Source organism: Pseudomonas sp. FIP_A4 (assembly GCF_036701605.1).
Lineage (GTDB): Bacteria > Pseudomonadota > Gammaproteobacteria > Pseudomonadales > Pseudomonadaceae > Stutzerimonas > Stutzerimonas phenolilytica.
In genome coordinates this window covers 74,121-99,756 of the sequence record NZ_JAYDXP010000119.1, presented here as the reverse complement: position 1 = coordinate 99,756, position 25,636 = coordinate 74,121, and the positions used below count along the sequence as shown (strand labels likewise).

Genomic DNA, 25,636 nt, shown 5'->3' with positions numbered 1-25,636 from the left:
GTATGCCCCGATTCTTATTGTTTTTTAGCGAGTTCTTCGCCGTTCGCATCCGCGAGGTACACCCCGCCCTGCCCGACCAGAACCAGTTCACCGCGCTCGTTGACCAGTGCGCTCGCCAGCGAACGCCGATCCCCACGGTGAATAACGCTGAACGTCCGGCCGCCATCGCCGCTGGTCAGCACCGCACCCCCATGCCCGACGATCACGACGCCGCTCTCGGTAAACACGCCGCCGGCGAGGCCGGAGCGCAGCGGACGACCTTCGTCGCTCACCTCGATCTGTTTCCAGCTGGTACCGAAATCATCCGAGCGGAACAGGTGTCCACGCAGCCCGAAGGCCAGCACCACGCCAGGCCGCTCGCCCAGCACGCCGAACAGCGACCCTTCGTATGGTGCTTCGACACGCTCCCAGCTCTGCCCTAGGTCTGTCGAGCGGAACATGCTGCCCATCTCACCGACAATGAACAGGCCGGAGCCTTCGATATGGGAGATGGCGTTGAGGTGATAACCGTCCTCGTTGTCGAGGCGGTCGCTGATGTCGTTCCAGGTTTCGCCGCCATCGGTCGTTTCGATCAGTGCGCCGTACGCCCCCACCGCGATACCGTGCCGCAGATCGGCGAACCAGACGTCCAGCAGCGGGGCTTCGCGCTCGCGGTCTTCATGCTGCGCCGTCCAGGTCAGGCCACCGTCACGGGTAACCAGCACCAGCGCATCGTGACCGACAGCCCAGCCATGCTGAGCATCGACGAAGTGAATGGCGGTCAGCATCTGCCGGGTCGGCACGCGGGCCTGAGTCCAGCTGCTACCGGCATCGTCGGAATAGAGAATGTGGCCACGATCCCCTGCGGCAACGAGACGAGAGCCGGCCTCGGTGATGTCGAGGAGGAGAGTTGTCGCCGCCTTGGGCGACTGGATCGAATCGCGAGCCTGGATATCGCTGGCGGCCAGCAGCGGCAACGGCGCACAGGCCAGCAACATGAGCGCGCAGCAGGAAAACATGCTGGCAAGCGGGCGAAAACGCGTCACGGCCGTCCGAATGGGACTCGTGGCGCAGCCGAAGTGTGTGCGCCGCAGAACGGGCTCACGCATACATACCCCCTTTATTCTTATTAGGTAAGGGCCTGCTATGGCAGACGAAGCCATGCTAGCCAGCTTCCGCGCGCGCTTACAATTGGCCGGACGTTATGATTTGTTAACCCGCCAAAACGCTCACCCGCTGGGGTGCAGCGCCTTCCAAGAGGCATTTCTGGCCGCCCGTTGCAGACGACGATGGGTGGAAGTCACGCGGTCGCCAGCGCGCTTCCACCATGCTTGGCCTCAGGCGAGGCTCTTGCTCACCACTTCGTATACATCGCTGGACAGCTCGCCGGACGCCAGGATGCGCTCCAGCTCGCCCTTCATCAGCGCCTGGCGCGCGTCGTCGTACTTGCGCCAGCGGGTCAGCGGCGCCAGCAGACGCGAGGCGATCTGCGGGTTCATCGCGTTGAGGGTGATCACCTGGTCGGCGAGGAAGCGGTAGCCGGCGCCATCGGCGCGGTGGAAGTTCACCAGGTTCTGGTTGGCGAAGGCACCGATCAATGCGCGCACCTTGTTCGGGTTCTTCAAGGTGAAGGCCGGGTGCTGCATCAGCGTCTGCACCCGCTCCAGGCCGCCGGGCAACGGGCTGGCCGCCTGCACGCTGAACCACTGGTCCATCGCCAGCGGGTTATCGTGGAAGTGCTCGGCAAATACCTCCAGAGCCTTGGCGCGCTTCTCCTCGAACGGCGAGTGGGTCAGCGAGGCCAGCGCCGACAGGCGCTCGGTCATGTTGTCGGCATTATCGAACTGGTCCAGGCACAGCGAGAGGATATCCGCACGCTCGCTGAACATCAGATAGGCGAGCGCGATGTTCTGCAGCGCGCGGCGCGCGAAATGCTCCGCCGAAGCCACATAGGGTGTCTGCCGCGAAACTTCGCGGTGGTTCATGTAGCGCTGGTAGAACGGCTCGAACAAGCGGCTGCCGATTTCCCGGCGGGCAAACTCGCGTGCCGCATGGATGGCATCGACATCCGCCACTTCGCTGATCTCGGTAAGGTAGGCCTCGCCCGGCAGCGAAAGCATCTCGGCAACCATCGCCGGATCGAGAGCGTCGTTCTGCAACACGCTACGTAGCGCCTCGACCAGACGCTCGTCCATCGCCAGTGCCTCGCCGCGCTGGTGCTGACCGATCAACTCCTGCAGCACCTGCACCGACAGCTGCTGGCCCGCTTCCCAGCGGTTGAAGCCGTCGGAATCGTGCTGCATGAGGAACATCAGCTGGTCGCGGCTGTAGGGAAACTCCAGCTTCACCGGCGCGGAGAAGCCGCGCAGCAGCGACGGCAGCGGACGTTCGGCCACGTCGACGAAGGTGAAGCTCTGCTCGGCCTCGGTAACCGCCAGCACCCGGCTGGTGCCCACGGCCTGTGCCTCGCCTTCGAGACGCAGCGGCATGTCCGCGCCATCGGCAGCCAGCAGCCCCAGCTCCACCGGGATCAGGAAAGGTTGCTTGGTCGGCTGGCCCGGAGTCGGCGGGCAGCTCTGGCGGAAGGTCAGGCGATAGGTCTGCGCCGCCGCATCGTAGTGTTCACTGACCGACAGTCGCGGAGTGCCGGCCTGGCTGTACCAGCGCTTGAACTGCGACAGGTCGGCGCCGTTGGCGTCCTCCATCGCCTTGACGAAATCATCGACGGTCACCGCCTGGCCGTCGTGGCGCTCGAAGTACAGGTCGCTGCCCTTGCGGAAATCGTCTTTGCCGAGCAGCGTCTGAATCATGCGTACCACTTCGGCACCCTTCTCGTAGACCGTCAGAGTGTAGAAGTTGGAAATCTCGATGAACGATTCCGGGCGCACCGAGTGGGCCATGGGGCCGGCGTCTTCGGCGAACTGGTGGGTGCGCAGGTAGGCCACATCCTCAATACGCTTGACCGTCGCCGAGTTCATATCGGAGGAAAACTGCGCATCGCGGAAGACGGTGAAACCTTCCTTGAGCGAGAGCTGGAACCAGTCGCGGCAGGTCACCCGGTTGCCCGACCAGTTGTGGAAATACTCGTGAGCGACGATCGCCTCGACGCGCTGGTGCGCGGCATCGGTGGCAGTTTCGGCGCGGGCCAGCACGGCGCTGGAATTGAAAATATTGAGGCCCTTGTTCTCCATCGCCCCCATGTTGAAGTCGTTGACCGCGACGATCATGAAGATGTCCAGGTCGTACTCGCGGCCGTAGGTCTCTTCGTCCCACTTCATCGACTTCTTCAAGCTGTCCATGGCGTGCTGGCACTTGTCGATGTTTTCCGGCTCGACGTAGATGCGCAGCGCCACGTTGCGCCCGCTCATGGTGGTGAAGCTATCCTCGACGCACCAGAGGTCGCCGGCCACTAAGGCGAACAGGTAGGCCGGCTTCTTGAACGGGTCTTCCCAGGTTGCCCAATGACGACCGTTGTCCTCGCTGCCACTGGCAATCGGGTTGCCGTTGGACAGCAGCACCGGATAGGCCTTCTGCTCGGCGCTCACGGTGGTGGTGAACTTGCTCATCACGTCCGGGCGGTCGAGGTAGTAGGTGATCTTGCGAAAGCCCTCGGCCTCGCACTGCGTGCAGAACATGCCGCCTGACTTGTACAGCCCTTCCAGCGCGGTGTTGGTTTCCGGATGTATGACCACCGAACTGTCGATGACGAAGCTTTCGCTGTCCGGCTGCAGGGTCAGGCACTCTGCGCCGATCTGGTAGTCGCCCGCGCCCAGCTCGCGGTCATTCAGCGCAATGGACAGCAGCTCGAGTTGCTGACCGTGCAGCTCCAGCGGTGGCAACTTGCCGGCCGGACGCTCGGGATTGCGGCGCATCACCAACTGAGCGTGTACCAGGGTACGGTCCTCGTACAGCTCGAAGGTCAGGTGAGTTTCATCGATCAGGTACTCAGGCGCCTGGTAATCCTTCAGATGAATGACTTTCGGTTGTTCGGTACGCATGGAAACCTCGTCGGCTGAGCTTCAAGCGGCACGCTTCAAGCGGGAATGTGCGATGTATGCCAGCCCGGGAGACCGGGCTGTGGATGAGTCCGAGCTTAGCGTCTGTCGCAGCGGACTTGTAGGGTGGAAAACGGCCCGGCCTTTTCCATGCGACTGCTCCGTCCTACTCATCCTTGAGCGGGGCATGGGCAACCGGCGCCAAGCGGTGGAAAAGCGCTTGGCGCATTCTCCACCTACGCAGCGGCGCTGGCGGCCACCTGATAGGCCGTGAACTTGCGGATGTTGATCACGCCGGTGTCGAGAATCAGGTACTGGCCCTTGATGCCCTTGAGCGTGCCCTCGACCACCGGCGTCTTGTCCAGATCGAGGCTGACCACCTTGGTCGGGTAGGCGTCTATCGGATAGCGGATTTCCACCACTTCCGCGTCGGCCAGCGGCTGAATCGCCTGCAGACCGAAACGCTGCTGCAGATACCGCAGCCCTTCGGCGCAGGCATCGAAGATGTGCTCGCGCGTCTGGATCAGGTCGAGCGGCTCGGCATCGCCTTTGAGCAGTGCTCGCCAGTTGGTGCGGTCGGCAACCTGGCTGCGCAGCAGGTCTTCGACCAGGCCCGATTGCTGGCGAGTGGCGACGCGCATGATCGGCAGCGCCTGGCTCGCACCCTGGTCGAGCCAGCGCGTCGGTAGCTGCGTGGCGCGGGTGATACCGACCTTGATGCCCGAGGAGTTCGCCAGATAGACCACATGATCGGTCATGCAGAACTGCGTACCCCAGTCCGGGTCGCGACAGGTGCCCAGTTCGTGGTGGCACCTCTCGGGGCTGACGATGCAAGTGTCGCACTGCGGCAGTTTCTTGAAGCAGGGATAGCAGTAGCCCTGGCTGAAGCTCTTGTTGGTCTTGCGCCCGCAATGAGTGCAGTGGATGGCGCCCAGGTATTCCAGGCGAATCTGCCGGCCGATCAGCGGGTTGACCGGCACCAGCCCTTCACCGAGGCGAAATGCATACTGCACCGGCACGCCGGATTCGAGCTGGACCGCCATCTTCTCCAGCGCGCCGCGTCCGAGTTCCCGCATCAGTGGCGGGTTCCCGAAGCCGGGGCAAACAGGCTGGTATCGATGGGGGCCTCGGCCTTCTTGCTCTTGGAGCCGCACTCCTGCCCGCCCATGTAACCGGTGCGCTCTTCCTCGGGAAGGTTCTTCATCTCCCAGGCGATGATCGCCTGCATGCAGGTTTCCTTCTGCTCGGGAGTCAGCTTGCGGCCGTCAGCCCATTTGCCGAGCTCAATGGCCTGTTTGAGGCTTGTGTAGATTTCGGGGGTGATGTTTTCGGCGGTTTGGATAAAGGACGACATGGCCAGCTCCCAGGGAAACGAGCGGGCATTCTACCGGAATTGGCCGCTTGCGACCCGACAGCAGCCGCAGTTACCGCCTGCTGCGCGCCAGCAGCCCACCGACAACACCGGTGGCGCACCCAGCTACCAGGCCGCCGACATGCGCAGCATTGGCGATAGCCAGGGTGCCGAAGCTCAATACATCGATGACGCCGCTCAGGCAGATCACCAACCAGACCAGCATCAGCCCTACCACGCCCGGTGGCAACCGGTAGGCCGCGTTCGGCGCGAGGCGCTGGAACAGCCAGCAATGGCCGAGCAGGCCGTAGAGCACACCGGACAGGCCGCCGAAGATGCCCGGTCCACCGAACAGGTACTGCGCGAAGTTGGACACCAAGCCGAACAGCACGGTCAGGACCAGCAGCATCCAGGCGCGCTGACGGGCTTCGATCCGCCGCCCCAGCTCCCAGAGCCACATGCCGTTCATCGCCAGGTGGAGGATGCCAAAGTGCACGAACATCGGTGTGAGCAGCCGCCACCACTGTCCCGCCGCCAGCGTCTGCTCCAGCGTGGCGAAATAGACGTACTCGCCGTCGATGCGAAAATCGACGAAGTTCAACCAGCGGATGGCCGCGAAGTTGTCGCCGAGCTGGGTAATCAACGCGGCCAGCAGCGTGACAACCAGTACCGACGCCGTGAGCGGGCTGGCACGCAAGGCTGCCATGAAACCACCGCGCCGCCGCGGCTGATCGGCCACCGGCACGGCGCCGCCGTCGGGATAGCGCGCATAGAGTTCACGCACCTGCTCGACCGCTGCGTCCGGCACCCGCAACACCTGCTGGTCGCCCTCCACCGAGACCCGGCACGGCACCCTTAGATGGTGCAGCAGCCCGATGAATCCACTCAGATCCTGCGACAACGGCAGGCGCAGGGCCTCGACCACGACACTCATGTACGGAACACCGCGCAAACGTCGACCCAGGCGAACTTCGCCGGGTCCAGTCGAGTTTCCTGATCCAGCCGATACGCCACCAGCTTGCCCTTCTTCACCGCGCTGTAATCCAGGCAGGCCAGGTTGTCACGCAGCGGCCCCGGCTGCCCGCGCCGCCAATAGTGGCCGACGAACAGCAACGGTTCGTCCGGTCCGTAGAGGAACAGCCGGCTCTTTTGCTGCGGTGACAGCGGCAGACGCGCCGCATGTTCCGGCAGCCCCCCGGGCTGAAACACCACATCGCCGTAGGTCTGCGGGTTTTCCTCCCAGAACTTGGTGCGGAAGAAGGTACGCACGAAACCTTCCTCACTGGTCAGCGTCATGCCCTGCGGCAGCGGCATGTCGGTGCCGCGCAGTAGCCGGTCCAGCGCCTGACAGATGAAACTGCCGGGCAGCCCCGCTTCGCGCAGAAGCGCCGGGTTGATCCGCCCTTGGTTGAGGAACGGTTGCAGGCGGGCGATCACATCGGCATCCCAGCACGCGTGCACCGCGCGGAAACGCTCGGTCTCCAGGTACAGCGGCAGCTCGTAGAACCAGTCACGAAAGGCCTGCCATTCGGCGGCGTGGTGTTCGAACTGCTGGAAGGTTTCCTGCAGCAGGCGAGCGAAGCGCGGCGAGCGATCACGCACGAACTCCCGGCCGCTGCCCGGCGGCGCCCTCATGTACCAGCCCAGCGCATTGAACTCGTGGTTGCCCATGATGCAGTGCGCCTGCTGGTGATCGACCATGTCGTGCACCAGATGCAGCGCCTCGCGGATATGCGGCCCGCGGTCGATGATGTCGCCGAGGAAGATCGCCTGTCGGCGCGGATGTCGCCAGACACCGCCCTGCAGGCGATACCCGAGCCCATCCAGCAGGCGTCCCAGCGCATGAGCGCAGCCGTGAACGTCGCCGATCAGGTCGTAACCGCGTTCGGGATCGAGCTCCATCAATCGCCTCCGCCGAGGCGACTGCCCCAGCCGAGCTTGGTCCGGCAGACTTCGTAGTAGTTGTGATCCAGTGGGTGGATCAGGTGCAGCTTCTGCGATTTCTTGCGCACGGTGACGGTATCGCCCGGCGCGCAGGTGAAATGGTTCTGCCCGTCGCAGGACACCTGCGGATAGATCTGCATGTTCGACGAGACGACGATCTTCAGCTCGCTGTTGCCGTCCACCACGATGGGCCGGCTGGACAGCGTGTGCGGGTACATCGGCACGATGACGATGGCGTCCAGGCGCGGATGCATGATCGGCCCGCCGGCCGAGAGCGCGTAGGCGGTAGAGCCGGTCGGGGTAGCGACGATCAGGCCGTCGGCCTTCTGGCTGCAGACGAACTGGCCGTCGATGAACAGCTCGAACTCGATCATCCGTGTCGACTTGCCCGGGTGCAGCACCACATCGTTGAGCGCATCGCCCGCCCCGATGGTTTCCTCGAAGCGCCGCGCCTGGGCTTCGAGCAGGAAGCGGTTCTCCAGCGTGTACTGCCCGCTGAGCACCTCGGCGACCTTCTCTTCCAGCTCGTCCGGCTTGATGTCGGTGAGAAAGCCCAGACTGCCGCGGTTGATCCCCAGCACCGGCACGCGATGCTTGGCCATCGCCCGTGCGGCACCGAGCAGGCTGCCGTCGCCGCCGACCACGATCACCAGATCGCAGGCCTCGCCCAGCCGCTGGCGCGAGGAGGTCTGCATACCGTGACCGGGCAGTACCTCGGCGATGTTTTCCTCGAGGATCACGTGCAGGTGGCGCTCGACGAGAAACTTCTTCAGCCGGCGGATGGTATCCAGCACCTGGGAACTGCCCAGGCGGCCGATGATGCCGATATTGCGAAATTGCTCCATTGAGGCTCCCAGGTGTGCATGGCGGGACGGGGCAGGCGAACAGTGCCGGCGAAGCAAGCGGCGGGCACGGACTCACATCGCTTATGAACACGCGCAGGCGCATGTGATCCACCGGCGCGGCGATTATGGGCGAAACCGCGAACCAGCGGCAAACCAACCTCGGCTATGCTGCTTGGCATGTCTATTCCCAGTCTGTACGACTTGCCGGCACGCCTCCTGGACCCGCAGGTGCGCGACCTCGCCTGGGCCATCGTCTCACCGCCGCTCCTCGACGGCGACACCAAGGCGCAGCGCCATCCGCTGGCGGCGAGCCGTTGGCTGGCCCAGCCGGAGCTGCTGGCCGACTGGCTGTTGCGCCAGGACCGCGATCCTTCGGCGCTGCATGGCTGGCTTGCCAGCCGCAGCATTCGCCGGCTCGGGCTGTATTACGAGCGGCTCTGGCAATTCGTGCTCTGCCAGGTGCCGGATGTCGAACTGCTGGCAGCGAACCTGCCGATCCGCCAGGCCGGGCACACGCTGGGCGAGCTGGACCTGCTGCTGCGCGACGTCGAAGGCGTGCACCACCTCGAACTGGCCGTGAAGTTCTACCTCGGCCTCGATCGGGCTGAAGGACATCGGCACGATCACTGGCTGGGGCCGGGCAGCCTCGATCGACTGGACCTTAAACTGGCGCATCTGCGCGAGCACCAGTTGCCGCTGGCAGGTGCGGAACCCGCCACCGCCCTGCTGCGCGAACTGACCTGCCAGCCGGTCCACAGCAGTTTCTGGCTAGGCGGCTATCTGTTCCGACCATGGCCCTCCGGCTGCGCGCAACCTGCCGACTGCAATCCGCAACACCTGCACGGGCGCTGGCTCCGTCAGGCGCAATGGCCCGAACTCCTGCATTCGCAACCAGCCACCCAGTGGCAACCGCTGGCACGCCAGCGCTGGCTGGCACCGGCGCGCATCGACGCGGAGCAGCTATGGACGGCTGCAGACTTTGCCGCCTGGCTCGCCAGCGCTCCAGTCGCAACGCAGCCCCGATTGCTGGTACGCCTGGAAGCCGATGCGAATGCTTGGGTCGAACAGGAGCGCCTGTTCCTGGTAAGCGATGACTGGTCAAACCTGGCGCGCTGAGGTACTTCAGCTTGTCATGAAGTCCGACTAAGCTGGCCGACCGCCAGCGCGCAACACTCTTCGCGTACCTACCAACGGACCGATCATGACTGCTCCGCATCGCCCTGCCGCGACCTCGCAATCCAGTATCTGGGCGATCTTTCTAGTGTTCCTGCGCCTGGGCCTGACCTCGTTCGGTGGACCGGTTGCGCATCTTGGCTTCTTCCGCAACGAATTCGTCGAACGCCGCCGCTGGCTGGACGAACGCAGCTACGCCGATCTGGTCGCGCTGTGCCAGTTCCTGCCAGGTCCGGCGAGCAGTCAGGTCGGTCTGGCCGTCGGTCTGCTGCGCGGCGGCTATCGCGGCGCCCTGGCGGCCTGGGCGGGTTTCACCCTGCCTTCGGCCATCGCCCTCGCCCTGTTTGCCATCGGCATCCGCTCCTGGGGCGATGCGTTACCCAGCGGTGCGCTACAGGGCCTGAAGATCGTCGCCGTCGCGGTGGTGGCCCAGGCCGTGTGGGGCATGAGCCGCAGCCTGTGTACCGACCGCCTGCGCATCGGCATCAGCGTTCTTGCGGCAATCACGCTGCTGGCGTTGCCCTCGGCCTGGACACAGGTGGCGGTGATTGTCGTGGCTGGCCTGCTCGGTCTCTGCTGGTTCCGCACCAACAGCGCACCGGCTACCACTGAGCTGAGGGTCACGGTCGGGCGGCGCAGCGGATTGGTCTTGCTGGCGCTGTTCCTCACCTTACTGCTCGGCCTGCCGCTGCTTACGCAAGCGTCCTCGAACTCCCTGCTGGCGATGGTCGATGCGTTCTATCGCACCGGCTCGCTGGTGTTCGGCGGCGGTCACGTGGTGCTGCCACTGCTGCAGGCCGAAGTGGTGCCGACCGGCTGGGTCGATCAGGACGCTTTCCTCGCCGGCTACGGCGCAGCGCAGGCCGTGCCCGGCCCGTTGTTCACCTTTGCCGCATTCCTCGGTGCCTCGATGAACATCGCACCCAGCGGCTGGCTGGGCGCAACCGTCTGCCTGCTGGCGCTGTTCGTGCCGTCGTTTCTGCTGGTTATCGGTGCCCTGCCGTTCTGGCAGCAGCTGCGCCAGAGTTCGCGCACCCAGGCGGCGCTGGGCGGGATCAATGCGGCGGTCGTCGGTCTGCTGCTTGCCGCGCTCTACGATCCGGTGTGGACCAGCGCCATCGGTGGCCCCACCGACTTCGCTGCCGCTCTGCTGGCGCTCGCGGCGCTGATGGCCTGGAAGCTGCCGCCCTGGCTGGTCGTGGCGGCAGGTGGTATCGGCGGCTGGCTGCTCGGTCTCACCGGCTGACCACATCTACGCAACCGGCGCAACGCGCGACCAGGCTGCTCAGCAACGCAAGCGCAATAACTGTTCCTCAGCGGCGCGACGCCCTTGCAGCCCGCCGGTATGGACGAACACCAGCCGGCTGCCGGCGCCCCACTCGCCCGCTTCGATGCGCGTGCGCAACGCCAGCAGCGCCTTGGCGGTATACACCGGATCCAACGGCAGTCCGCTGTCGCGCTCGGCCTGCAGGATGAACCTGGCGAGCTCGCCATCGAAACGGCCGAACCCGCCGCGACTGGCATCTACCAGTCGGTACCCGGCATCCGCCCGACCGGCCTCGTCCAGCAGCCGCCGCACGTTGTCCGGCACTGCATGTGCCGGTGGACCGGCCAGCGCACCGATCACCGGATGGTTCCCAGCCTCGCCAATCACCAAGCCAGCAAGCGTCGTCCCGGTGCCGACCGCCAGCCAAAGCGCCTCATAGTCATCCCAGCCGATCTCGCCCAGCCGCGCCCGAATCTGCGCCACCAGCGTCACGCAGCCCAAGGCGCCGGCCAGCCCGCCGCCGCCCTCGGGTACACAGTGATAATTCGGATAGAGCGCCCGCCAGGCGTCCCAGAACTGCGGCTGATGGCGTGCACGGTAGCCACCGTAGCCCAGCCAGTGCAGCCGCATGCCGAAACGCTGCAGGTCGCGCACGGTGGGCGTGTCCTGCTCGGTGCCACGCAGCAGGCCTACGGTCGCCAATCCAAAGCGCTGTCCGGCCGCCGCCAGTGCGTGCAGATGGTTGGAGTGCGCGCCGCCGAGGCTGATCAGGCCGGGAGCCTGTGCCGCGTGGGCAGCGGCAAGATGATGCGAGAGCTTGAACCACTTGTTGCCCGACAGCTCCGGATCGACCAGATCCAGACGCAGCACCGCCAGACGCACGCCACGCAACCAGTCGAATCGCAGCTCGTGCAACACCACGCCGGCTGCGAACGAATCCACGACAACCATCAGCTGCCGGTACGTTCGCGGCTCTCGGCGCGATGGCGCGAACAGCAATTGGATTGACCGATGACGAAACGGCTCGGGGTGTCGATCTTGTCGAGGGGAATGGCGCAGCGCTCGCCGCTCGGCAGACGCCCCACGCAGGCGGGCTGTTGATAATGCTCCAGCCACTGGCGGTACTGCTCCTCGGAAACGGAGCACTTGGCAGCGGCATAGGCCTGCGGGTTGGCCTGGTAGCGGACCATGTCCTGCAGAGCGATGGTGAGATGCCCAGCCCCAGGATGGTAAGCCATGAACTGCACGCCCTGGCGTGCCAGCTGCTCGAGAATCCGATCATCCTTGCGGGCGGCCAACTCGTCGCGCTCGGCGGTCAGACGGCGTACCTCCTCCTCGAACTGCGCGTCCAGCTCGTTGCGGTAGGCCAGCTCCACGTCGCGGATGGCGACCTGCTCCTTGTACTCGGCGACGGCCGCAGCGATACGCGCCTGCGCTTCCTGCTCGAACTGATCGCGCGCGGCAGTGACTTCGATTCGACCGTTCTTTTCCAGTGTGCGCAGCTGCCGGCTCATTTCCTCGCGCGCGCTCTGAAAGGCCTGAGCCTGCTCGACGACCTGCGCGTGCAAGCTGGCGTTCAGATCGACCTGCTGCTGCAGACGCAACTGCAGGTCGGCCAGCTCGCCTTGCAACTGGCGAAGCTGAGCCTGTGCCGCTTCACGCAGTCTGGCGAGATCCTCATCCCGCTGGCGCTCCAGATTGGCGATACGCTGGCGCTGCTGTTTGATCAGCAGCGCGGCCTTTTGCCGCTGCTCCAGCGCGGTGGCTTCCGAACGCTTGCTGACTTCGCCCTTGGCCGCCTCGCGTGGATACCAGGCATCCTCGGCCACCATCTGCAGACGTTCGGCCGGCACTGCGGTCGGTGCTTCCTCTTCCACCAGCAGGCCGAGCTGATTGCGCTTCACCCGTTCGACCAGCAGCGAAAAGACCTTACTGGTTTCGCCGTCCTGATTAGGGTCCCACAGATGCATCTGGTGCCACGTCACCGGGCACTGGCTGCGGCAAGCGAGACGGATCGGCCCCGCGCCCAGATCGGGCCCGCGCCCGGTACGCTCGGCCAGGTTGCGCAGCGGGATGTTCCAGCCCTTGTCGGCTGAGCCGTCATCGTTGAAATCGATGTAGAACAACACGGCCGCGCGAATCAGCAGCCGCGGATCGATCAGCACATAGGCCGCGCGCATTTGCTGGTCGGCGAACTCGCGCAGGTTCACCACGCCATCGAGCACGGCCTCGAATTCGGGAAACAGCATTTCCTTGCAGATGCCGCCTTCGTTAAAGAACAGCACGGCCTCGACCATCTGCGGTTTGATCTGCATTGTCGATGTCCCTTTTCGCTCGCAAGCAAGGCAATGGTAGTCGGCAGATAGCGCATCGCCATCAGCGCGCGCGGCTATCTCGCGGGTTGCGCAAGTTTAGGGGAAACGATTGCGGGGGCAATGTGACTGGGTTGGCAGCGACCCGGCCGCTCAGATGGCGCAGGCACGCCAGCCGGTTTTATTTGCGATGGGTTTGGCTAAAGCAAACGCTGCGACCCGGCATTGCACCGGGCCGCAGCACGCAACATCAGAGGCTCGCCGCCAACCGGCAACCTTGATCGATGGCACGCTTGGCATCCAGCTCGGCGGCCACATCCGCACCACCGATCAGGTGTACCGACACACCGGCCGCTTGCAGGCCATTCTGCAGCTCGCGCAGCGGCTCCTGCCCGGCGCAGAGAATCACCGTGTCCACCGGCAGCACCATCGGCTCGCCTTCGGCGACGCGGATGTGCAGGCCGGCGTCGTCGATCTGCAGGTATTCGACCGCGCTGATCATCTGCACGTGCTTGTTCTTCAGCCCGGTGCGATGAATCCAGCCGGTGGTCTTGCCCAGGCCGTTGCCGACCTTGGATTTCTTGCGCTGCAGCAGATAGACCTGCCGCTTCGCCGCATGCGGTGCCGGCTTCACCCCAGCCACGCCGCCGCGCGCCTGCAGACCGAGATCGATGCCCCACTCCTTCCAGAACGCCTCGCGATCGAGGCTGGTGGACTCGCCATCATGGGTAATGTATTCGGAGACATCGAAGCCGATGCCGCCCGCGCCGATCACCGCGACCTTCTGCCCGACCGGCTTGCGCTCGAGAATTGCATCCAGGTAGCCGATCACCTTCGGATGATCGACACCCGGAATGTCCGGCGTGCGCGGAACGATCCCGGTGGCCAGGACAACCTCATCGAAACCGCCGGCGAGCAACTCGTTCACCCCGACGCGGGTGTTCAGACGCAGCGTGACGCCGGTTTCCTGCAGTCGATTGCCAAAGTAGCGCAGCGTCTCATAGAACTCTTCCTTGCCCGGCACGCGCTTGGCGACATTGAACTGCCCCCCGATCTCGCCGGCCGAGTCGAACAGCGTCACATCGTGGCCGCGCTCGGCGGCGACCGTTGCTGCGGCGAGGCCGGCGGGACCGGCACCGACCACCGCGATCTTCTTCACCGTGCTAGTGGGAATGTAGTTCAGCTCGGTCTCGTGGCAGGCGCGCGGGTTGACCAGACAGCTGGTCAGCTTGCCGCTGAAAGTGTGGTCCAGGCAGGCCTGGTTGCAGCCGATGCAGGTGTTGATCGTCTCGCCATGACCGGCGGCCGCCTTATTGACGAATTCCGGATCGGCCAGGAACGGTCGAGCCATCGACACCATGTCGGCATCGCCCTCGGCCAGCACCTGTTCGGCAACCTCTGGCGTGTTGATCCGGTTGGTGGTGATCAGCGGAATCTTCACCTCGCCGCGCAGCTTGGCGGTGACCTTGGTGAAAGCGGCACGCGGCACCTTGGTGGCGACGGTCGGAATCCGTGCCTCGTGCCAGCCGATGCCGGTGTTGATCAGCGTGGCGCCGGCCTGCTCAATGGCTTTGGCCAGCGTCACCACCTCGCTCCATTCGCTGCCGCCCTCGATCAGGTCGAGCATCGACAGCCGGTAGATGATGATGAAGTTCGGCCCGACCGCATCACGCACGCGCGTGACGATCTCCACCGGCAGGCGCATGCGATTCTCGTAGCTGCCGCCCCAGCGATCGGTGCGGTGGTTGGTGTGCGCAACCAGGAACTGGTTGATGAAGTAGCCTTCCGAACCCATGATCTCGACGCCGTCGTAGCCGGCCTGCTGGGCCAGCCGGGCGCAGTTGACGAAGTCCTGAATCTGCTTCTCGATCCCCTCCTCGTCCAGCTCGCGCGGCGTGAACGGGTTGATCGGTGCCTGAATCGCGCTCGGCGCTACCAGCTTGGGACTGTAGGCGTAGCGCCCGGCGTGCAGGATCTGCATGCAGATCTTGCCGCCTGCCTCGTGTACCGCCTGGGTGACGATCTTGTGCTCTTCGGCCTCCTCGACCGTCGACAGCTTGGCCGCGCCAGCACGTACCGAGCCTTCCTCGTTCGGTCCGACGCCGCCGGTGACGATCAGCCCGACACCGCCACGGGCGCGCTCGGCAAAAAAGGCGGCCATGCGCTGGAAGCCATTGGGCATTTCCTCCAGGCCGGTGTGCATGGAACCCATCAGGGTGCGATTGCGCAGCGTGGTGAAGCCCAGGTCGAGCGGAGCCAGCAGATGCGGGTAGGCGGTCATGGTCGTTCCTCATGGCAATTGCCGCGCCTCGTGGGACGCAGTCGATGTGCAGCGACGATAACCACACCCATTCACCCGCTCAATGATCAAAAGTGACAAGTTCCTGATCACTTCGCGCAAAAGGGTTGGCAAGCCCGGCAGCCTTGCCTAGTCTGATCGCCTGCCCCAAGCCGATCCGACTCATGCGCGTCTATCTGAAATTGCTGGTACTTCTGCTGCTCGCCCTGACCGGCCTGGCCCTCTACCTGAACTGGACCGGCGACCGGCGCAGCGGCCCGCTGCTCTCCGACCTGCGCACCCTGCCGATCCACAGCGTCGGCGTACCGGGTGACGACGGCAACCTGCTCGGCATCGAGACGCGGCTGCAGCCGGCCGACTATCAGAGCCCGCAGCGGCTGCGGCTGAAGTTCGCCACCTATCTCGATCAGGCCCGTGCCGCCGGATTGCTGAACGCCAAGACCATCGTCGTGCTGCCCGAGCATGTCGGCACCGGCCTGTTCGCGCTCGGTGAAAAACCCGAAGTGCAGCAGGCACGCACGCTGCGCGATGCCATGCAGTGGACGGCGCTGAGCAATCCCGGCCGCTACCTGCGCGCGCTGACGGGCAACCAGCAGAAGGACGACCGGCGCACCGAGGCGGTGTTGCTGCTCAAGGCAAAACGGATGGCCGAGGCCTATCAGGCGATCTTCGGCGAGCTGGCGGCGCACTATGGCGTCACCCTGGTGGCCGGCTCCATCGTGTTGCCGGAGCCGCGGCTTGAGGATGGTCGGCTGCGGATCGGCGAGGGTCCGTTGCGCCAGATCAGCCTGACGTTCGACCGTTCCGGCCAGCCGATCGAACCGTTGCAGTACAAGCGTGCACTGGGTCGCTACGAACGGCGCTACAGCGCAGCGCCGGAGCATATCCAGCGCCAGACGCTGGCGACGCCGGCCGGCCCGCTGGCGGTGCTGATCGGCTGCGATGCCTATCGCGAGCCTCCGCCGGCAGATGCCGTGCTGCTCGCTGTGCCCGGCGCACGCGACGACTGGGCCGAAGCCTGCCCAGAAGCCTCCGGCATCGCCGCAGGCGAGCGCCCCTACATGGCAGTGCGCACCCTCGGCGTGCCGTGGAACCTGCTCGGCTCACCGCGCAAGCCGGCGCGTAACCTACACGGTACGCCGGTGCAGCTGACCAATCTGTGGTTGCAACCGTGACGCTCAAGGCACAGCCGGTGCGCCTGGGCGATCTGTCGGTCAGCTTCACGCTGAGTCTGGGCGAAGCCCTGCGCGAACGCGGGCTGGACCCGCAACCGCTGCTCGCTGGTTATGGACTGGACGCCGAGCGCCTGGCCGAGCCGCAGGGACGTCTGTCGATTCCGCGCTACATGCGCCTCGGTCACGCGGCCATCCAGCTGGCCGGCGATGCCGCGCTCGGTCTGGACATGGGTCGCTTGCGCCTGCCGAGCCACCTCGGTCTGGCCGGCATCACCGCGGCCCAGGCGCCGAACGTGCGTGAAGCGGCGCGCACGCTGATCCGCTTCGAACCGTTGTACGCATCCAACTACCGCGGCAGCTCCAGTTTTCACGAAGACGCCAGCGGCGCCTGGCTGCGCTTCTATTCGATCAGTCCGTACAACGCGTTCAACCGCTTCGTGGTCGACACCGTCCTGGCCAGCTGGTTGACCCAGCTGCAAAGGCTGGCCGGCGAGCGCCTGTTGCCCACCGCCGTGCATATCGAATTTCCCGCCCCCGATTACGCCGCCTGCTACGAGGCGCTCTTCGGCCGCGCCGTGGCGTTCGGCGCCAGTGCTAACGAACTGCATCTGGATCAGGCGGCGCTCGCCCTGCGCAACCCGGAGCATTGCCCGGCGACCTGGCGGCAATTGCTGGCCTTCTGCGAGGCCGAACTGACGCGCCTTACGCGCACGCGCAGCCTGCGCGAGCGCGTCACCCAGGTGCTCGGCCCACTGCTCAAGGGTCAGGAGCCGGACCTGCAGCAGATCGCCAACCGTCTGCAGCTGCCCAGTTGGACGCTGCGGCGCAAGCTGCACGAGGAAGGCACCCGCTACCGCGACATTCTCAACGACACACGGCGCGATCTGGCGATGGCCTATATCCGCGACACCGATTCGGCGTTCGGCGAAATAGCCTGGCTGCTCGGCTTTTCCTCGGCCGAAGCCTTTCAGCGCGCGTTTCGCCGCTGGACCGGGCAGACGCCCGGCGCGTACCGCCGCGCCCAGCGTCAGCTGCCCTGATCAGAGCTCGACGGCGTCTTCACTGGCGTCTGGGCAATCCTGTTCGGCGGCACGCAATTCGAGTAGTTCGTCCTGGTAGTCGTCCATCGTTCTGGCTCCAGTCTGCAGACATGGCTCATGCGGATTCGCATCAAGCCCCGTGCCAACCAAGCTATAAGCCGCAGATGAAGGAACGATGACGTCCGCGCGGGGTGCTGCCCGCACCGACGAAGTGCACAGGCCTTCGCTCACGCACTCAAACCGGCCGCCTGCATCGCCTGGCGCAACAGCCAGGCGACCACCGCCAGCGCCAACACGCTGCCGCTCCAGAGCAGCACCAGCCAGGCCAGACGCCGCCACAACGTCTTCTGCTCCATACCAGACATGACCACCTCCTAGTGATAACCGTCCTCGGCACTGACCTTGCCGCGGAACACGTAGTAGCTCCAGGCCGTGTACATCAGGATCAGCGGGATGATCAGCAGCGCGCCGACCAGCGTGAAGCCCTGGCTCTGTGGCGGCGCGGCGGCGTCCCAGATACTCACCGACGGCGGAATGATGTTCGGCCACAGGCTGATGCCCAGGCCGCTATAGCCCAGGAAGATCAGCGCCAGCGTGAGCAGGAACGGCGTGAAACTGGCGTAGCGGCGGATCGCGCGCAGCAGGCCGAAGGCACAGAGCAGCACGAGGATCGGCACAGGCATGAACCAGAACAGATTGGGCAGGCTGAACCAGCGCTCGGCAATGTCCGGGTGGGTCAGCGGCGTCCACAGGCTGACGATGCCGGTAACCGCGAGTACCGCCCACACCAGCGGCACGCCCAGGTCGTGCATGCGTTTTTGCAGCTCACCTCCGGTGCGCATCATCAGCCAGGTGCAGCCGAGCAAGGCGTAGGCGACGATCAGCGCCAGCCCGCAGAACAGCGAGAACGGCGTCAACCAGTCCCACGCGCCGCCGGCGAATGCACGCCCCTCCACCGGCAGCCCGCTGATGAATGCGCCCAGCACCACACCCTGGAAGAAGGTCGCCGTCAGCGAGCCGCCGATGAAGGCCTTATCCCAAATGTGCTGGCGGCGTTCGCTGGCCTTGAAGCGAAACTCGAAGGCGACGCCACGGAAGATCAGCCCCATCAGCATCAGGATGATCGGCAGGTACAGCGCCGACAGCACCACCGCGTAGGCCATCGGAAACGCCGCGAACAGCCCGGCGCCACCGAGTACCAGCCAGGTTTCGTTGCCGTCCCATACGGGCGCCACGGTATTCATCATTACGTCGCGATCGCTGCGCCCGGGCACGAACGGAAAGAGAATACCGACGCCCAGGTCGAAGCCATCCATCACCACGTACATCATGATCCCGAAGATGATGATCACCGCCCAGATCAGTGAAAGATCGATACCCATCTCAATTCCCCTGCCCCAGTTGATCGCCGCCCTGTTCGTCCAGCGCCTCGTCGGCCGCCGAGATCGGCCGCATCGGCGTGCGCGGCTGGCCCGCGCCGCCGATGCCCTGCTCGCGCCCCTCGTTGACCTCTGGGCCCTTGGCGACCAAGCGCAGCACGTAGACGATGCCCACGCCAAACACCGCGAAATACACCACGACGAACAACGCCAGGGTCAGCCCCAGCTGCCCGGCGCTGTGCGCGGACACCGCATCGGCAGTTCGCATCAGCCCGTAGATCACCCACGGCTGACGGCCGATCTCGGTCGTGAACCAGCCGGCGAGCAACGCCAGCAGACCGGACGCGCCCATCCACAACACCAGCCGCAGGAACGCCCGCGAGTGATAGAGGCGATCACCGCGGCGCAGCAGCAGGCTCCAGATACCCGTGAGAATCATCAGCAGACCCAGCGCTACCATGATGCGGAACGACCAGAACACCACCGTCGAGTTCGGGCGATCCTCGGGCGCAAAGTCCTTCAGCGCCGGGATCGGCTCGGTCAGGCTGTGTTTCAGGATCAGACTGCCGAGGTAGGGAATCTCGACCTTGTAGCGGGTTTCTTCGGCTTCCATGTCCGGCCAGCCGAACAGCAGCAGCGGCGTCGGTTCGCCGGAGGAGTTATCCCAATGGCCTTCCATCGCGGCGATCTTCGCCGGCTGATGTTCCAGCGTATTAAGGCCGTGCAGATCGCCGATCACCGCCTGCAGGGGCGCCACCAGCAGAGCCATCCACATCGCCATCGAGAGCATCGTGCGGATCGCCGGATTGTCGCGCCCGCGCAGCAGGTGCCAGGCGGCGGAGGCGCCGACGAAGAATGCCGTGGCGAGGAATGCGGCCGTGGCCATGTGCGCCAGGCGGTACGGAAATGAGGGATTGAAGATGATCGCCAGCCAGTCCACCGGCACCACTATGCCGTCGATGATCTCGTGCCCCTGCGGCGTGTGCATCCAGCTGTTGGACGCGAGAATCCAGAACGTCGAGATCAGCGTGCCGAGCGCCACCATCACCGTCGAGAAGAAGTGCAGCCCCGGACCGACGCGGTTCCAGCCGAACAGCATCACGCCGAGGAAGCCCGCCTCGAGAAAGAAGGCCGTCAGCACCTCGTAAGTCAGCAAGGGCCCGGTGACGCTGCCGGCGAACTCCGAAAAGGCGCTCCAGTTGGTGCCGAACTGGTAGGCCATGACGATGCCGGAAACCACGCCCATGCCGAAGTTGACGGCGAAGATCTTCAGCCAGAAGTGGTACAGGTCGCGATAGACCTCGCGCCGGGTCTTCAGCCACAGCCCTTCCAGCACCGCCAGGTAGCTGGCCAGGCCGATGGTGATCGCAGGAAAAATGATGTGGAACGAGATGGTGAAGGCGAACTGGATTCGCGCAAGGTCGAGTGCTTCCAATCCGAACATGAAACGGTCCTCGGCTGCTGCACATGGACGCCCGGTTTTTCGGCGCCCCGTGCAACTGACAGCAGAACACCGCGAGGGTGCGCTGCAGACATGGAGGATCGGCGGTGCGGCGGCGCTGCCCAGCCGTTGTAATCACCCGGCCTGGCCGTGCTCCAGCATGTGGCACATGGCGGTCTTTAGCTTCATCGGCCGCACCGGCTTGTGCATCAGCATGTAGCCCAGTTCGCGCACCTGCTGTTTGAGGTCGTTGCTGTAGTTGGCGGTGATCATCAGCGCCGGCAGCGGGCTGGCGCGACGGTCGTTGACCGTGGTGACCACGTCGATGCCGGTGTGGCCGTTGTCCAGGTGGTAATCGGCGATCAGCAGGTCGGCCTCGGCGTGGAAGTTGTCCACCTGGCGCGCCAGGTCCTCCTCGGACAGCGCCGTGGTGACCACGCAACCCCAGCCTTCGAGCAGCGTGCGCATGCCGGCGCAGATCGCCGTGTCGTTGTCGAGCACCCACACGCGCGCGCCCTGCAAGCGCTCCAGGGCCAGCTCCGCGGTGCTCGGCTCGGGCCGCGCCTTGGGCGCGCGACGCGCCAAAGGAACCTCGATGGCAAAGCGCGAGCCATGTCCGAGCCGCGAGCCCACCTGAATACGATGGCCAAGCATGCGCGCAATCTTCTCGACGATGGCCAGACCTAAACCAAGGCCGCGATCCTGATTCGGTCGCACGCCGTCGCCACGCTTGAACTCCTGGAATATCTCCTCGAGCTTGTCTTCGGCGATGCCGACGCCGGTGTCCCAGACCTCGATCGACAGGCTCTGGCGCCGCCGCCGGCAGCCGAGCAGCACCCGCCCTTGCGGCGTGTAGCGGATGGCATTGGTCAGCAGGTTGCGCAGGATGCGCGCCAGCAGCTGGATGTCGCTGCGTACCAGCGCCGAGCAGGGAATGAAATCCAGCTGCAGCTGTTCGCAACCGGCCAGCTGGCGAAACTCCAGGGCGAGGTTTTCCAACAGCTCGCTGACGGCGAACGGCGCGATATCCGGTTTGATCACGCCGGCATCCAGCTTGGAAATATCCACCAGCGTGCCCAGCAGGTTCTCCACGTCCTCCAGGGAGTTGCTGATGTTGCGGATCAGCCCGCCGCTGGACGTCGTCGGCTGCTCCAGCAGCGCGCTGGTGAACAGCCGCGCGGCATTCAGCGGTTGCAGCAGGTCGTGGCTGACCGCAGCGAGGAACTTGGTCTTCGACAGGTTGGCCAGCTCCGCCTCGCGTTTGGCCTCGCGCAGGCGCGCCTCGACCTGGCTGCGCTCCTCGATCTCGCGCAACAGCTGGTCGTTGAGGCTGGTCAGTTCGGCGGTACGCTCGCGCACCCGCTGTTCGAGGTTCTGGTAGGCCTGGTGCAGCGCCTCGGCAGTACGCCGGCGGTCGGTGATGTCCTGGATCAGCACGAAGATACCGGCCACCTCGCCGCTGGCCAGCCGGTTCGGCACGTAGGAGCGCAGCATGTAGCGCTGCTGGCCGGCGTGGTTGCGCTCGGCCATCTCGAAGCTGACGCTCTCGCCGGACAGCGCGCGGTCGATGTACGGCTCCAGTTGGCGCCAGTGCTCGCCGCTGTGCACCTCACGCAGGCACTGACCGAGCATGCCGTCGCTGGGCCAGCGGTACCATTCCTCGTAGACCTTGTTGGTGAACTCGTAGGTCAGGTCGGAGGAGACGTAGGCGATCAGCGCCGGCACGTGGTCGGTGATCAGGCGAATCCAGCGCTCGCTCTGGCGCAGCGCCTCGGCGTGGCGATAGCGCTCGGTGATGTCGGTGAAGGTGTTGACGAAGCCGCCGGTGGGCAGCGCATGGGTACGGATTTCCAGCATGCGACCGTCGAACATGCGCTGCTCCAGCTCGCGCATCGGCCGGCCGTTGGCATCGCGCGTGTTGGGCGTCAGCAGGCGCAGCTCGCTGTCGGCCATCACCTCCTCGAACGGTCGATGCGCCTCGATCGGCGCCAGCCCGCAGACTTCCAGGAAACGCCGGTTCCACAGCTCCAGCGCCCCCTCTGCGCTGACCATCGCCACGCCCTGGGACAGATTGTCCACCGCGCGCTGCAGCAGCCGCGACTTCTGCGCCAGCGCCTGCTCGCGGCGCATGGTCTCGCTGACCTTCACCTCGGTGATATCGGTGTAGAGCATCACCAGGCCGCCCTCGCGGGTCGGTCGCTCGCTGACCTGCACCCAGCGTCCGTTGTGCAGCCGATAGACGGTGGGCTCGTCACCCTTGCCGCGATGCTCCTCGACGATCAGCCCGGTGCTTTCAGCCATTCGCCGCACCTCGGCCAGGCGGGTGCCAGCGTTGATGCGCGCACGGGTGCGGCTCCACAGCGACTTGAAACGGCGATTGAACAGGACGATGCGCTGGTCCTTGTCGAACAGCACGAAGGCGTCGGAGATGCTTTCGATGGCGTCGACCAGGTTCTGGTGGGCAGTTTCGGCGCGCAATCGCGCATCGCTGAGCAACTGGTTGCTGCCCTTGAGCTCGGCCATCGCCTGATTCAACGCATCGGTGCGTTCGCGCACCTGCTCGGCCAGCTCCACCGAATGCTGGAATGCCGCATAGGAGGCATCGCGTCCCGCGCCGCCGGATTCGACGCGCTCGATCAGCGCGGCGTTGATGCGCTTGAGCTTGAGGTTTTCCCGTTCGAGCTCGGCCTGCCGGCTCAGCAGCTCAGCGACCGCCCCGTCCGCCGGGGCGGCCAATGGCGACACCGGTGAAGGTCTGGTTGATGTGCATGCCATTGAACTGCTCTCCGTAGGTGTTGAAGCCGATCACCTGCTGGCGTCGGAGAAAAGCCGAAGTCTCTTCACTGGTGCCGGCGGCCTCGATCTCCAGACGCCGCAGGAAGCAATCGCAACCGATGGTCAGCAACGGTGGCCCGAGCCGCTGCTCCAGCCGCTGGAACAGCGCCTCCAAGTTCGGCATTAGCGGCCCGGGCTGCATGGCAGTGAGCACGATGCCGTTCTCCACGGCGCAGTAGAAGGTCAGACTGAGGTCGTCGTTGACCTTCTGGATGGCGCGCACGTAATACTGGTCGTTGATGCGCACCGCCAGCGGATGCGCGGCGAACAGGCGATGGTCGAGATCGGCGACGTTCACGCCGATCAGCCGCGCGTACTCCTCGGCGGCCGGCTCGGCATTCAGCTCGTACACGCGCCGGCCGTGGCTGTCGGCGCGCGTCACCACCAGCTTCTCGCTGCGCGGCAGGATGTGATGGGTGGTGAACACCTCGAAATCCAGCCAGGTGTTGATCAGGACCACGATCGCCGCGCCGCTGTGGAACTTGCCGTCGTAGTAGACGTGGGTGTCGGTCAGATGGTTGTCGTCGCCGGCCGAGCCACCGAAATGCGGAATGCTGCCGAATGCGGCACTGAGTGCGGCAAGCACCACTTCTTCGCGACTCGACAGGCCGTCCAGCAGCGTCAGGGCGAAGCTGTGGTCCTTGATCGGAGCCAGCGAATTGCTGCGACAATCGCTGCCGAGGCGCTCCACCAGCTGCTGCGCCTCGACCAAGCCGAAGCGCTCCATCTCGTCGATCAATTCGCAGGCGATGGAGAAATTGCGGTGATCGAAGCCGATGGCGCTGACACAGCTGCGGTTGTAGCCCTGAGCGGTGATTTCCCCGGCCGTGGTGCAGCCGACCAGGCGCACCCCGCCGAAGTACTGGCGCAGCGCATCGCCCAGCGCCGGCAGGTCGTATTCGGCCGAGCAGAAGAACAGCACGAAGCCCAGATGCGGATGCATCAGCTGGCGTGCCAGGTCCTGCGCGACCGTCTCGGCCTGGCAGGCTTCGGACATCGCCGTGCGAATCACCTCCGTCTGCTGTTCACTCACGCACCACACTCCCGCACCACCGAATCGGATTGACCCCATTCTTGGGTAGGGCTTTGGGTACGAAAATGCTACTTGAGTACCGGAAAAGGCCTGCCTAGGTAGCAGCGCGGCGAAACAACGCAGCGCGTTACGACGGATGCATCGAGTGGCCAGTGCCGCAGACTGGCACGGTGCGGCTGAGGCGCGAAGTTGCCGCGCCGATCAGCAAAAAGGCCGGCCCCTGCGTGGGTACCAGCCTTATTGTCGGTAGCGACGTGACGCCGTACCGTCAGGGCGTGGGTCGTACGCTCGACGACGAGCCCACTGCCATGCAACGAATGGAGCGACCTACGGTTCGACTGTCATTCGCACCCTGATCCTGCATTTAGAAGCTCAGTGCAGCACCGACCGCGAAGGTGCGGGTGTCTTCGTCCAGAGTCGGATCATCCTTGCCGGCGATCTCGAACTGGTTCAACTCGGCAACCAGCGTCAGGTTGTCGTTGACGCTATGGAACAGCGCGACGCCACGGGTTTCGTACTCGGCTTCGCTACCCAGACCGTTGCCGTCGTCCTTGGTCTTGCCATAGGACAGGGCCAAGCGGTTCTTGCCGAAGCGGTAGGAACCCTGCAGCAGGTAACCGTCGCTGTCGACTTCGCGCAGCAGCGCTTCGCCAGCGTTGTTGGTGAAGAACGGGTTGATACCCTCGGCCTGGAAGCCGGATGCGGTCAGCGAGAGGTTGCCCATCTTGGCTTGGATACCGTAACCCAGCCCCTTGGAATCAACTTCTTCAACGGTGCTATCGGTGTTGTCCGAGCTCTGCTGCATGCCGTTGATCCAGGTGTAGAACTTGGTGCCGCCCAGATCGAACTGGTAGGTGACCTCGGTCTCGAAGCGCGGCGCTTCCTGATAGGCCTTGCTGAGCGCCTTGCTGGTGTCCTCGGTGGTGTCCACCGGATCCATGATGCCGGCGGCGATACGCAGGCCGTTCATCTCAGGCGAGCGATAGGTGATCTGCGAGGTCGGGAACGGATACGGGTAGCCGGTACCGATGTTGCCGAAGGACACGCCGCCGCCGTCGACCAGACCCAGCACATCGCTGACCTGCCCGTAACCGCTGAGCATCTCGTCGAGCAGGATGTTGGAACGGGAGAACAGACCGAAGTCTTTACCGAACAGCACCTCACCCCACTGCTCGTTGGCGGCGGTGGCGTAGAACTGACGAACGTCGATGCCGGTTTCGGTGCCGTTGGTGTCGCTGTCGTTGATCGTCACCCAGAACGAGGAGCGGCCGCCCAGCTTCAGATCGCCGACCTGCTTGGTGAAGTTGAACCCGATCCAGTTGGGCAGGAAGCCCATCTTGACCCGCGACTGGCGGCGATCGAACTGCTCGCCGTCACGATCCACGTCGCTGTTGACGTAGAAGGTGTTGAAGTAGCCATCGGTGGAAAACTTGGTGTCATCTTGATCGTAGAGCACGATTTCGGCGACGGCCGATTGGCTCATGGTCATGGCTACGGCGCTGGCCAGGGCCAGGGGCAGCAGGGTTGAAACGGCTTTCTTGTTGTTGTGCATGGCGCTCTCCGCTGTA

At 64.9% G+C, this 25,636-nt stretch carries 21 protein-coding genes; 4 read left to right on the top strand and 17 right to left on the bottom strand.

Annotated elements, in window-relative coordinates:
• Positions 1-14 precede the first annotated feature (14 nt).
• The 7 genes from U8L64_RS05685 to U8L64_RS05655 form a co-directional block, all read right to left on the bottom strand.
• Positions 15-998, bottom strand: a complete 984-nt coding sequence (locus tag U8L64_RS05685) for a WD40/YVTN/BNR-like repeat-containing protein (RefSeq protein WP_138301098.1) — start codon at positions 996-998, stop codon at positions 15-17.
• A 318-nt stretch (positions 999-1,316) separates the two neighbouring features.
• A complete protein-coding gene (pepN, locus tag U8L64_RS05680; RefSeq protein WP_333394742.1) occupies positions 1,317-3,977 on the bottom strand; it encodes an aminopeptidase N in 2,661 nt (886 codons plus the stop codon).
• Between the two features lie 233 nt (positions 3,978-4,210).
• Positions 4,211-5,050, bottom strand: coding sequence for a DUF2797 domain-containing protein (locus U8L64_RS05675; protein WP_043298514.1), 840 nt, complete (start codon positions 5,048-5,050; stop codon positions 4,211-4,213).
• Positions 5,050-5,328 (bottom strand): YeaC family protein, encoded by a 279-nt coding sequence (locus tag U8L64_RS05670; RefSeq protein ID WP_043298511.1) that lies wholly within the window; start codon positions 5,326-5,328, stop codon positions 5,050-5,052. The genes U8L64_RS05675 and U8L64_RS05670 overlap by 1 nt, the downstream gene beginning before the upstream one ends.
• Positions 5,329-5,398: 70 nt before the next feature.
• The gene (locus U8L64_RS05665; RefSeq protein WP_333394738.1) at positions 5,399-6,259 is read right to left on the bottom strand and encodes a rhomboid family intramembrane serine protease; all 861 of its coding nucleotides are present in this window, start codon (positions 6,257-6,259) and stop codon (positions 5,399-5,401) included.
• Positions 6,256-7,227 carry a metallophosphoesterase gene (locus U8L64_RS05660; RefSeq protein ID WP_138299853.1) on the bottom strand — a complete coding sequence of 324 codons (972 nt, stop codon included), beginning with the start codon at positions 7,225-7,227 and terminating at the stop codon, positions 6,256-6,258. Before U8L64_RS05660 ends, U8L64_RS05665 begins: the two co-directional genes overlap by 4 nt.
• Positions 7,227-8,114, bottom strand: coding sequence for an NAD(+) kinase (locus U8L64_RS05655; RefSeq protein ID WP_008567101.1), 888 nt, complete (start codon positions 8,112-8,114; stop codon positions 7,227-7,229). Before U8L64_RS05655 ends, U8L64_RS05660 begins: the two co-directional genes overlap by 1 nt.
• Positions 8,115-8,291: 177 nt before the next feature.
• On the opposite strand from U8L64_RS05655, the gene U8L64_RS05650 reads away from it, so the two are divergent.
• Both U8L64_RS05650 and chrA read left to right on the top strand, forming a co-directional pair.
• The gene (locus tag U8L64_RS05650; RefSeq protein ID WP_333394734.1) at positions 8,292-9,230 is read left to right on the top strand and encodes a DUF1853 family protein; all 939 of its coding nucleotides are present in this window, start codon (positions 8,292-8,294) and stop codon (positions 9,228-9,230) included.
• 85 nt (positions 9,231-9,315) lie between these two features.
• Positions 9,316-10,533, top strand: a complete 1,218-nt coding sequence (gene chrA, locus U8L64_RS05645) for a chromate efflux transporter (RefSeq protein WP_333394732.1) — start codon at positions 9,316-9,318, stop codon at positions 10,531-10,533.
• A gap of 39 nt (positions 10,534-10,572) precedes the next feature.
• Here the strand turns inward: chrA and U8L64_RS05640 are convergent, their stop codons facing one another.
• The 3 genes from U8L64_RS05640 to U8L64_RS05630 form a co-directional block, all read right to left on the bottom strand.
• Complete coding sequence (locus U8L64_RS05640) at positions 10,573-11,505, bottom strand: 1-aminocyclopropane-1-carboxylate deaminase/D-cysteine desulfhydrase (protein ID WP_043298502.1); 933 nt, start codon at positions 11,503-11,505, stop codon at positions 10,573-10,575.
• Positions 11,505-12,869, bottom strand: a complete 1,365-nt coding sequence (locus U8L64_RS05635) for a chromosome partitioning protein ParA (RefSeq protein ID WP_333394729.1) — start codon at positions 12,867-12,869, stop codon at positions 11,505-11,507. Before U8L64_RS05635 ends, U8L64_RS05640 begins: the two co-directional genes overlap by 1 nt.
• 247 nt (positions 12,870-13,116) lie before the next feature.
• Positions 13,117-15,147 carry an NADPH-dependent 2,4-dienoyl-CoA reductase gene (locus U8L64_RS05630; RefSeq protein WP_333394727.1) on the bottom strand — a complete coding sequence of 677 codons (2,031 nt, stop codon included), beginning with the start codon at positions 15,145-15,147 and terminating at the stop codon, positions 13,117-13,119.
• Between the two features lie 182 nt (positions 15,148-15,329).
• Between U8L64_RS05630 and U8L64_RS05625 the strand changes: the two genes are divergently transcribed.
• Entirely contained in the window at positions 15,330-16,340 is a 1,011-nt protein-coding gene (locus U8L64_RS05625; protein WP_333394725.1) for a carbon-nitrogen hydrolase, read from the top strand.
• Entirely contained in the window at positions 16,337-17,380 is a 1,044-nt protein-coding gene (locus U8L64_RS05620) for an AraC family transcriptional regulator (protein ID WP_273525779.1), read from the top strand. Before U8L64_RS05625 ends, U8L64_RS05620 begins: the two co-directional genes overlap by 4 nt.
• Here U8L64_RS05620 and U8L64_RS05615 read toward each other — a convergent pair whose 3' ends face one another.
• The 7 genes from U8L64_RS05615 to U8L64_RS05585 form a co-directional block, all read right to left on the bottom strand.
• On the bottom strand, positions 17,381-17,611 hold the full coding sequence (locus tag U8L64_RS05615; protein WP_156113686.1) for a hypothetical protein: 231 nt from the start codon (positions 17,609-17,611) through the stop codon (positions 17,381-17,383). It lies immediately after the preceding gene.
• On the bottom strand, positions 17,608-17,736 hold the full coding sequence (locus U8L64_RS05610) for a DUF2474 domain-containing protein (protein ID WP_077683320.1): 129 nt from the start codon (positions 17,734-17,736) through the stop codon (positions 17,608-17,610). Before U8L64_RS05610 ends, U8L64_RS05615 begins: the two co-directional genes overlap by 4 nt.
• An 18-nt stretch (positions 17,737-17,754) precedes the next feature.
• Complete coding sequence (cydB, locus tag U8L64_RS05605) at positions 17,755-18,762, bottom strand: cytochrome d ubiquinol oxidase subunit II (protein WP_008568777.1); 1,008 nt, start codon at positions 18,760-18,762, stop codon at positions 17,755-17,757.
• A gap of 1 nt (position 18,763) precedes the next feature.
• Positions 18,764-20,203 (bottom strand): cytochrome ubiquinol oxidase subunit I, encoded by a 1,440-nt coding sequence (locus U8L64_RS05600; RefSeq protein ID WP_043298492.1) that lies wholly within the window; start codon positions 20,201-20,203, stop codon positions 18,764-18,766.
• Between the two features lie 132 nt (positions 20,204-20,335).
• The gene (gene nahK / locus U8L64_RS05595) at positions 20,336-22,975 is read right to left on the bottom strand and encodes a hybrid sensor histidine kinase/response regulator NahK/ErcS' (RefSeq protein WP_077683321.1); all 2,640 of its coding nucleotides are present in this window, start codon (positions 22,973-22,975) and stop codon (positions 20,336-20,338) included.
• Positions 22,905-24,068, bottom strand: a complete 1,164-nt coding sequence (gene nosP, locus U8L64_RS05590) for a nitric oxide-sensing protein NosP (RefSeq protein ID WP_043298488.1) — start codon at positions 24,066-24,068, stop codon at positions 22,905-22,907. The genes nahK and nosP overlap by 71 nt, the downstream gene beginning before the upstream one ends.
• A 364-nt stretch (positions 24,069-24,432) precedes the next feature.
• Positions 24,433-25,620, bottom strand: a complete 1,188-nt coding sequence (locus tag U8L64_RS05585; protein ID WP_333394718.1) for a porin — start codon at positions 25,618-25,620, stop codon at positions 24,433-24,435.
• Between the last annotated feature and the right edge of the window lie 16 nt (positions 25,621-25,636).

Excerpts from the sequence above, each read along its gene's own strand:
- U8L64_RS05685 (WP_138301098.1), bottom strand. The coding sequence starts at position 998 with ATGTTTTCCTGCTGCGCGCTCATGTTGCTGGCCTGTGCGCCGTTGCCG.
- pepN (WP_333394742.1), bottom strand. The coding sequence starts at position 3,977 with ATGCGTACCGAACAACCGAAAGTCATTCATCTGAAGGATTACCAGGCG.
- U8L64_RS05675 (WP_043298514.1), bottom strand. The coding sequence starts at position 5,050 with ATGCGGGAACTCGGACGCGGCGCGCTGGAGAAGATGGCGGTCCAGCTC.
- U8L64_RS05670 (WP_043298511.1), bottom strand. The coding sequence starts at position 5,328 with ATGTCGTCCTTTATCCAAACCGCCGAAAACATCACCCCCGAAATCTAC.
- U8L64_RS05665 (WP_333394738.1), bottom strand. The coding sequence starts at position 6,259 with ATGAGTGTCGTGGTCGAGGCCCTGCGCCTGCCGTTGTCGCAGGATCTG.
- U8L64_RS05660 (WP_138299853.1), bottom strand. The coding sequence starts at position 7,227 with ATGGAGCTCGATCCCGAACGCGGTTACGACCTGATCGGCGACGTTCAC.
- U8L64_RS05655 (WP_008567101.1), bottom strand. The coding sequence starts at position 8,114 with ATGGAGCAATTTCGCAATATCGGCATCATCGGCCGCCTGGGCAGTTCC.
- U8L64_RS05650 (WP_333394734.1), top strand. The coding sequence starts at position 8,292 with ATGTCTATTCCCAGTCTGTACGACTTGCCGGCACGCCTCCTGGACCCG.
- chrA (WP_333394732.1), top strand. The coding sequence starts at position 9,316 with ATGACTGCTCCGCATCGCCCTGCCGCGACCTCGCAATCCAGTATCTGG.
- U8L64_RS05640 (WP_043298502.1), bottom strand. The coding sequence starts at position 11,505 with ATGGTTGTCGTGGATTCGTTCGCAGCCGGCGTGGTGTTGCACGAGCTG.
- U8L64_RS05635 (WP_333394729.1), bottom strand. The coding sequence starts at position 12,869 with ATGCAGATCAAACCGCAGATGGTCGAGGCCGTGCTGTTCTTTAACGAA.
- U8L64_RS05630 (WP_333394727.1), bottom strand. The coding sequence starts at position 15,147 with ATGACCGCCTACCCGCATCTGCTGGCTCCGCTCGACCTGGGCTTCACC.
- U8L64_RS05625 (WP_333394725.1), top strand. The coding sequence starts at position 15,330 with ATGCGCGTCTATCTGAAATTGCTGGTACTTCTGCTGCTCGCCCTGACC.
- U8L64_RS05610 (WP_077683320.1), bottom strand. The coding sequence starts at position 17,736 with ATGGAGCAGAAGACGTTGTGGCGGCGTCTGGCCTGGCTGGTGCTGCTC.
- cydB (WP_008568777.1), bottom strand. The coding sequence starts at position 18,762 with ATGGGTATCGATCTTTCACTGATCTGGGCGGTGATCATCATCTTCGGG.
- U8L64_RS05600 (WP_043298492.1), bottom strand. The coding sequence starts at position 20,203 with ATGTTCGGATTGGAAGCACTCGACCTTGCGCGAATCCAGTTCGCCTTC.
- nahK (WP_077683321.1), bottom strand. The coding sequence starts at position 22,975 with ATGGCATGCACATCAACCAGACCTTCACCGGTGTCGCCATTGGCCGCC.
- U8L64_RS05585 (WP_333394718.1), bottom strand. The coding sequence starts at position 25,620 with ATGCACAACAACAAGAAAGCCGTTTCAACCCTGCTGCCCCTGGCCCTG.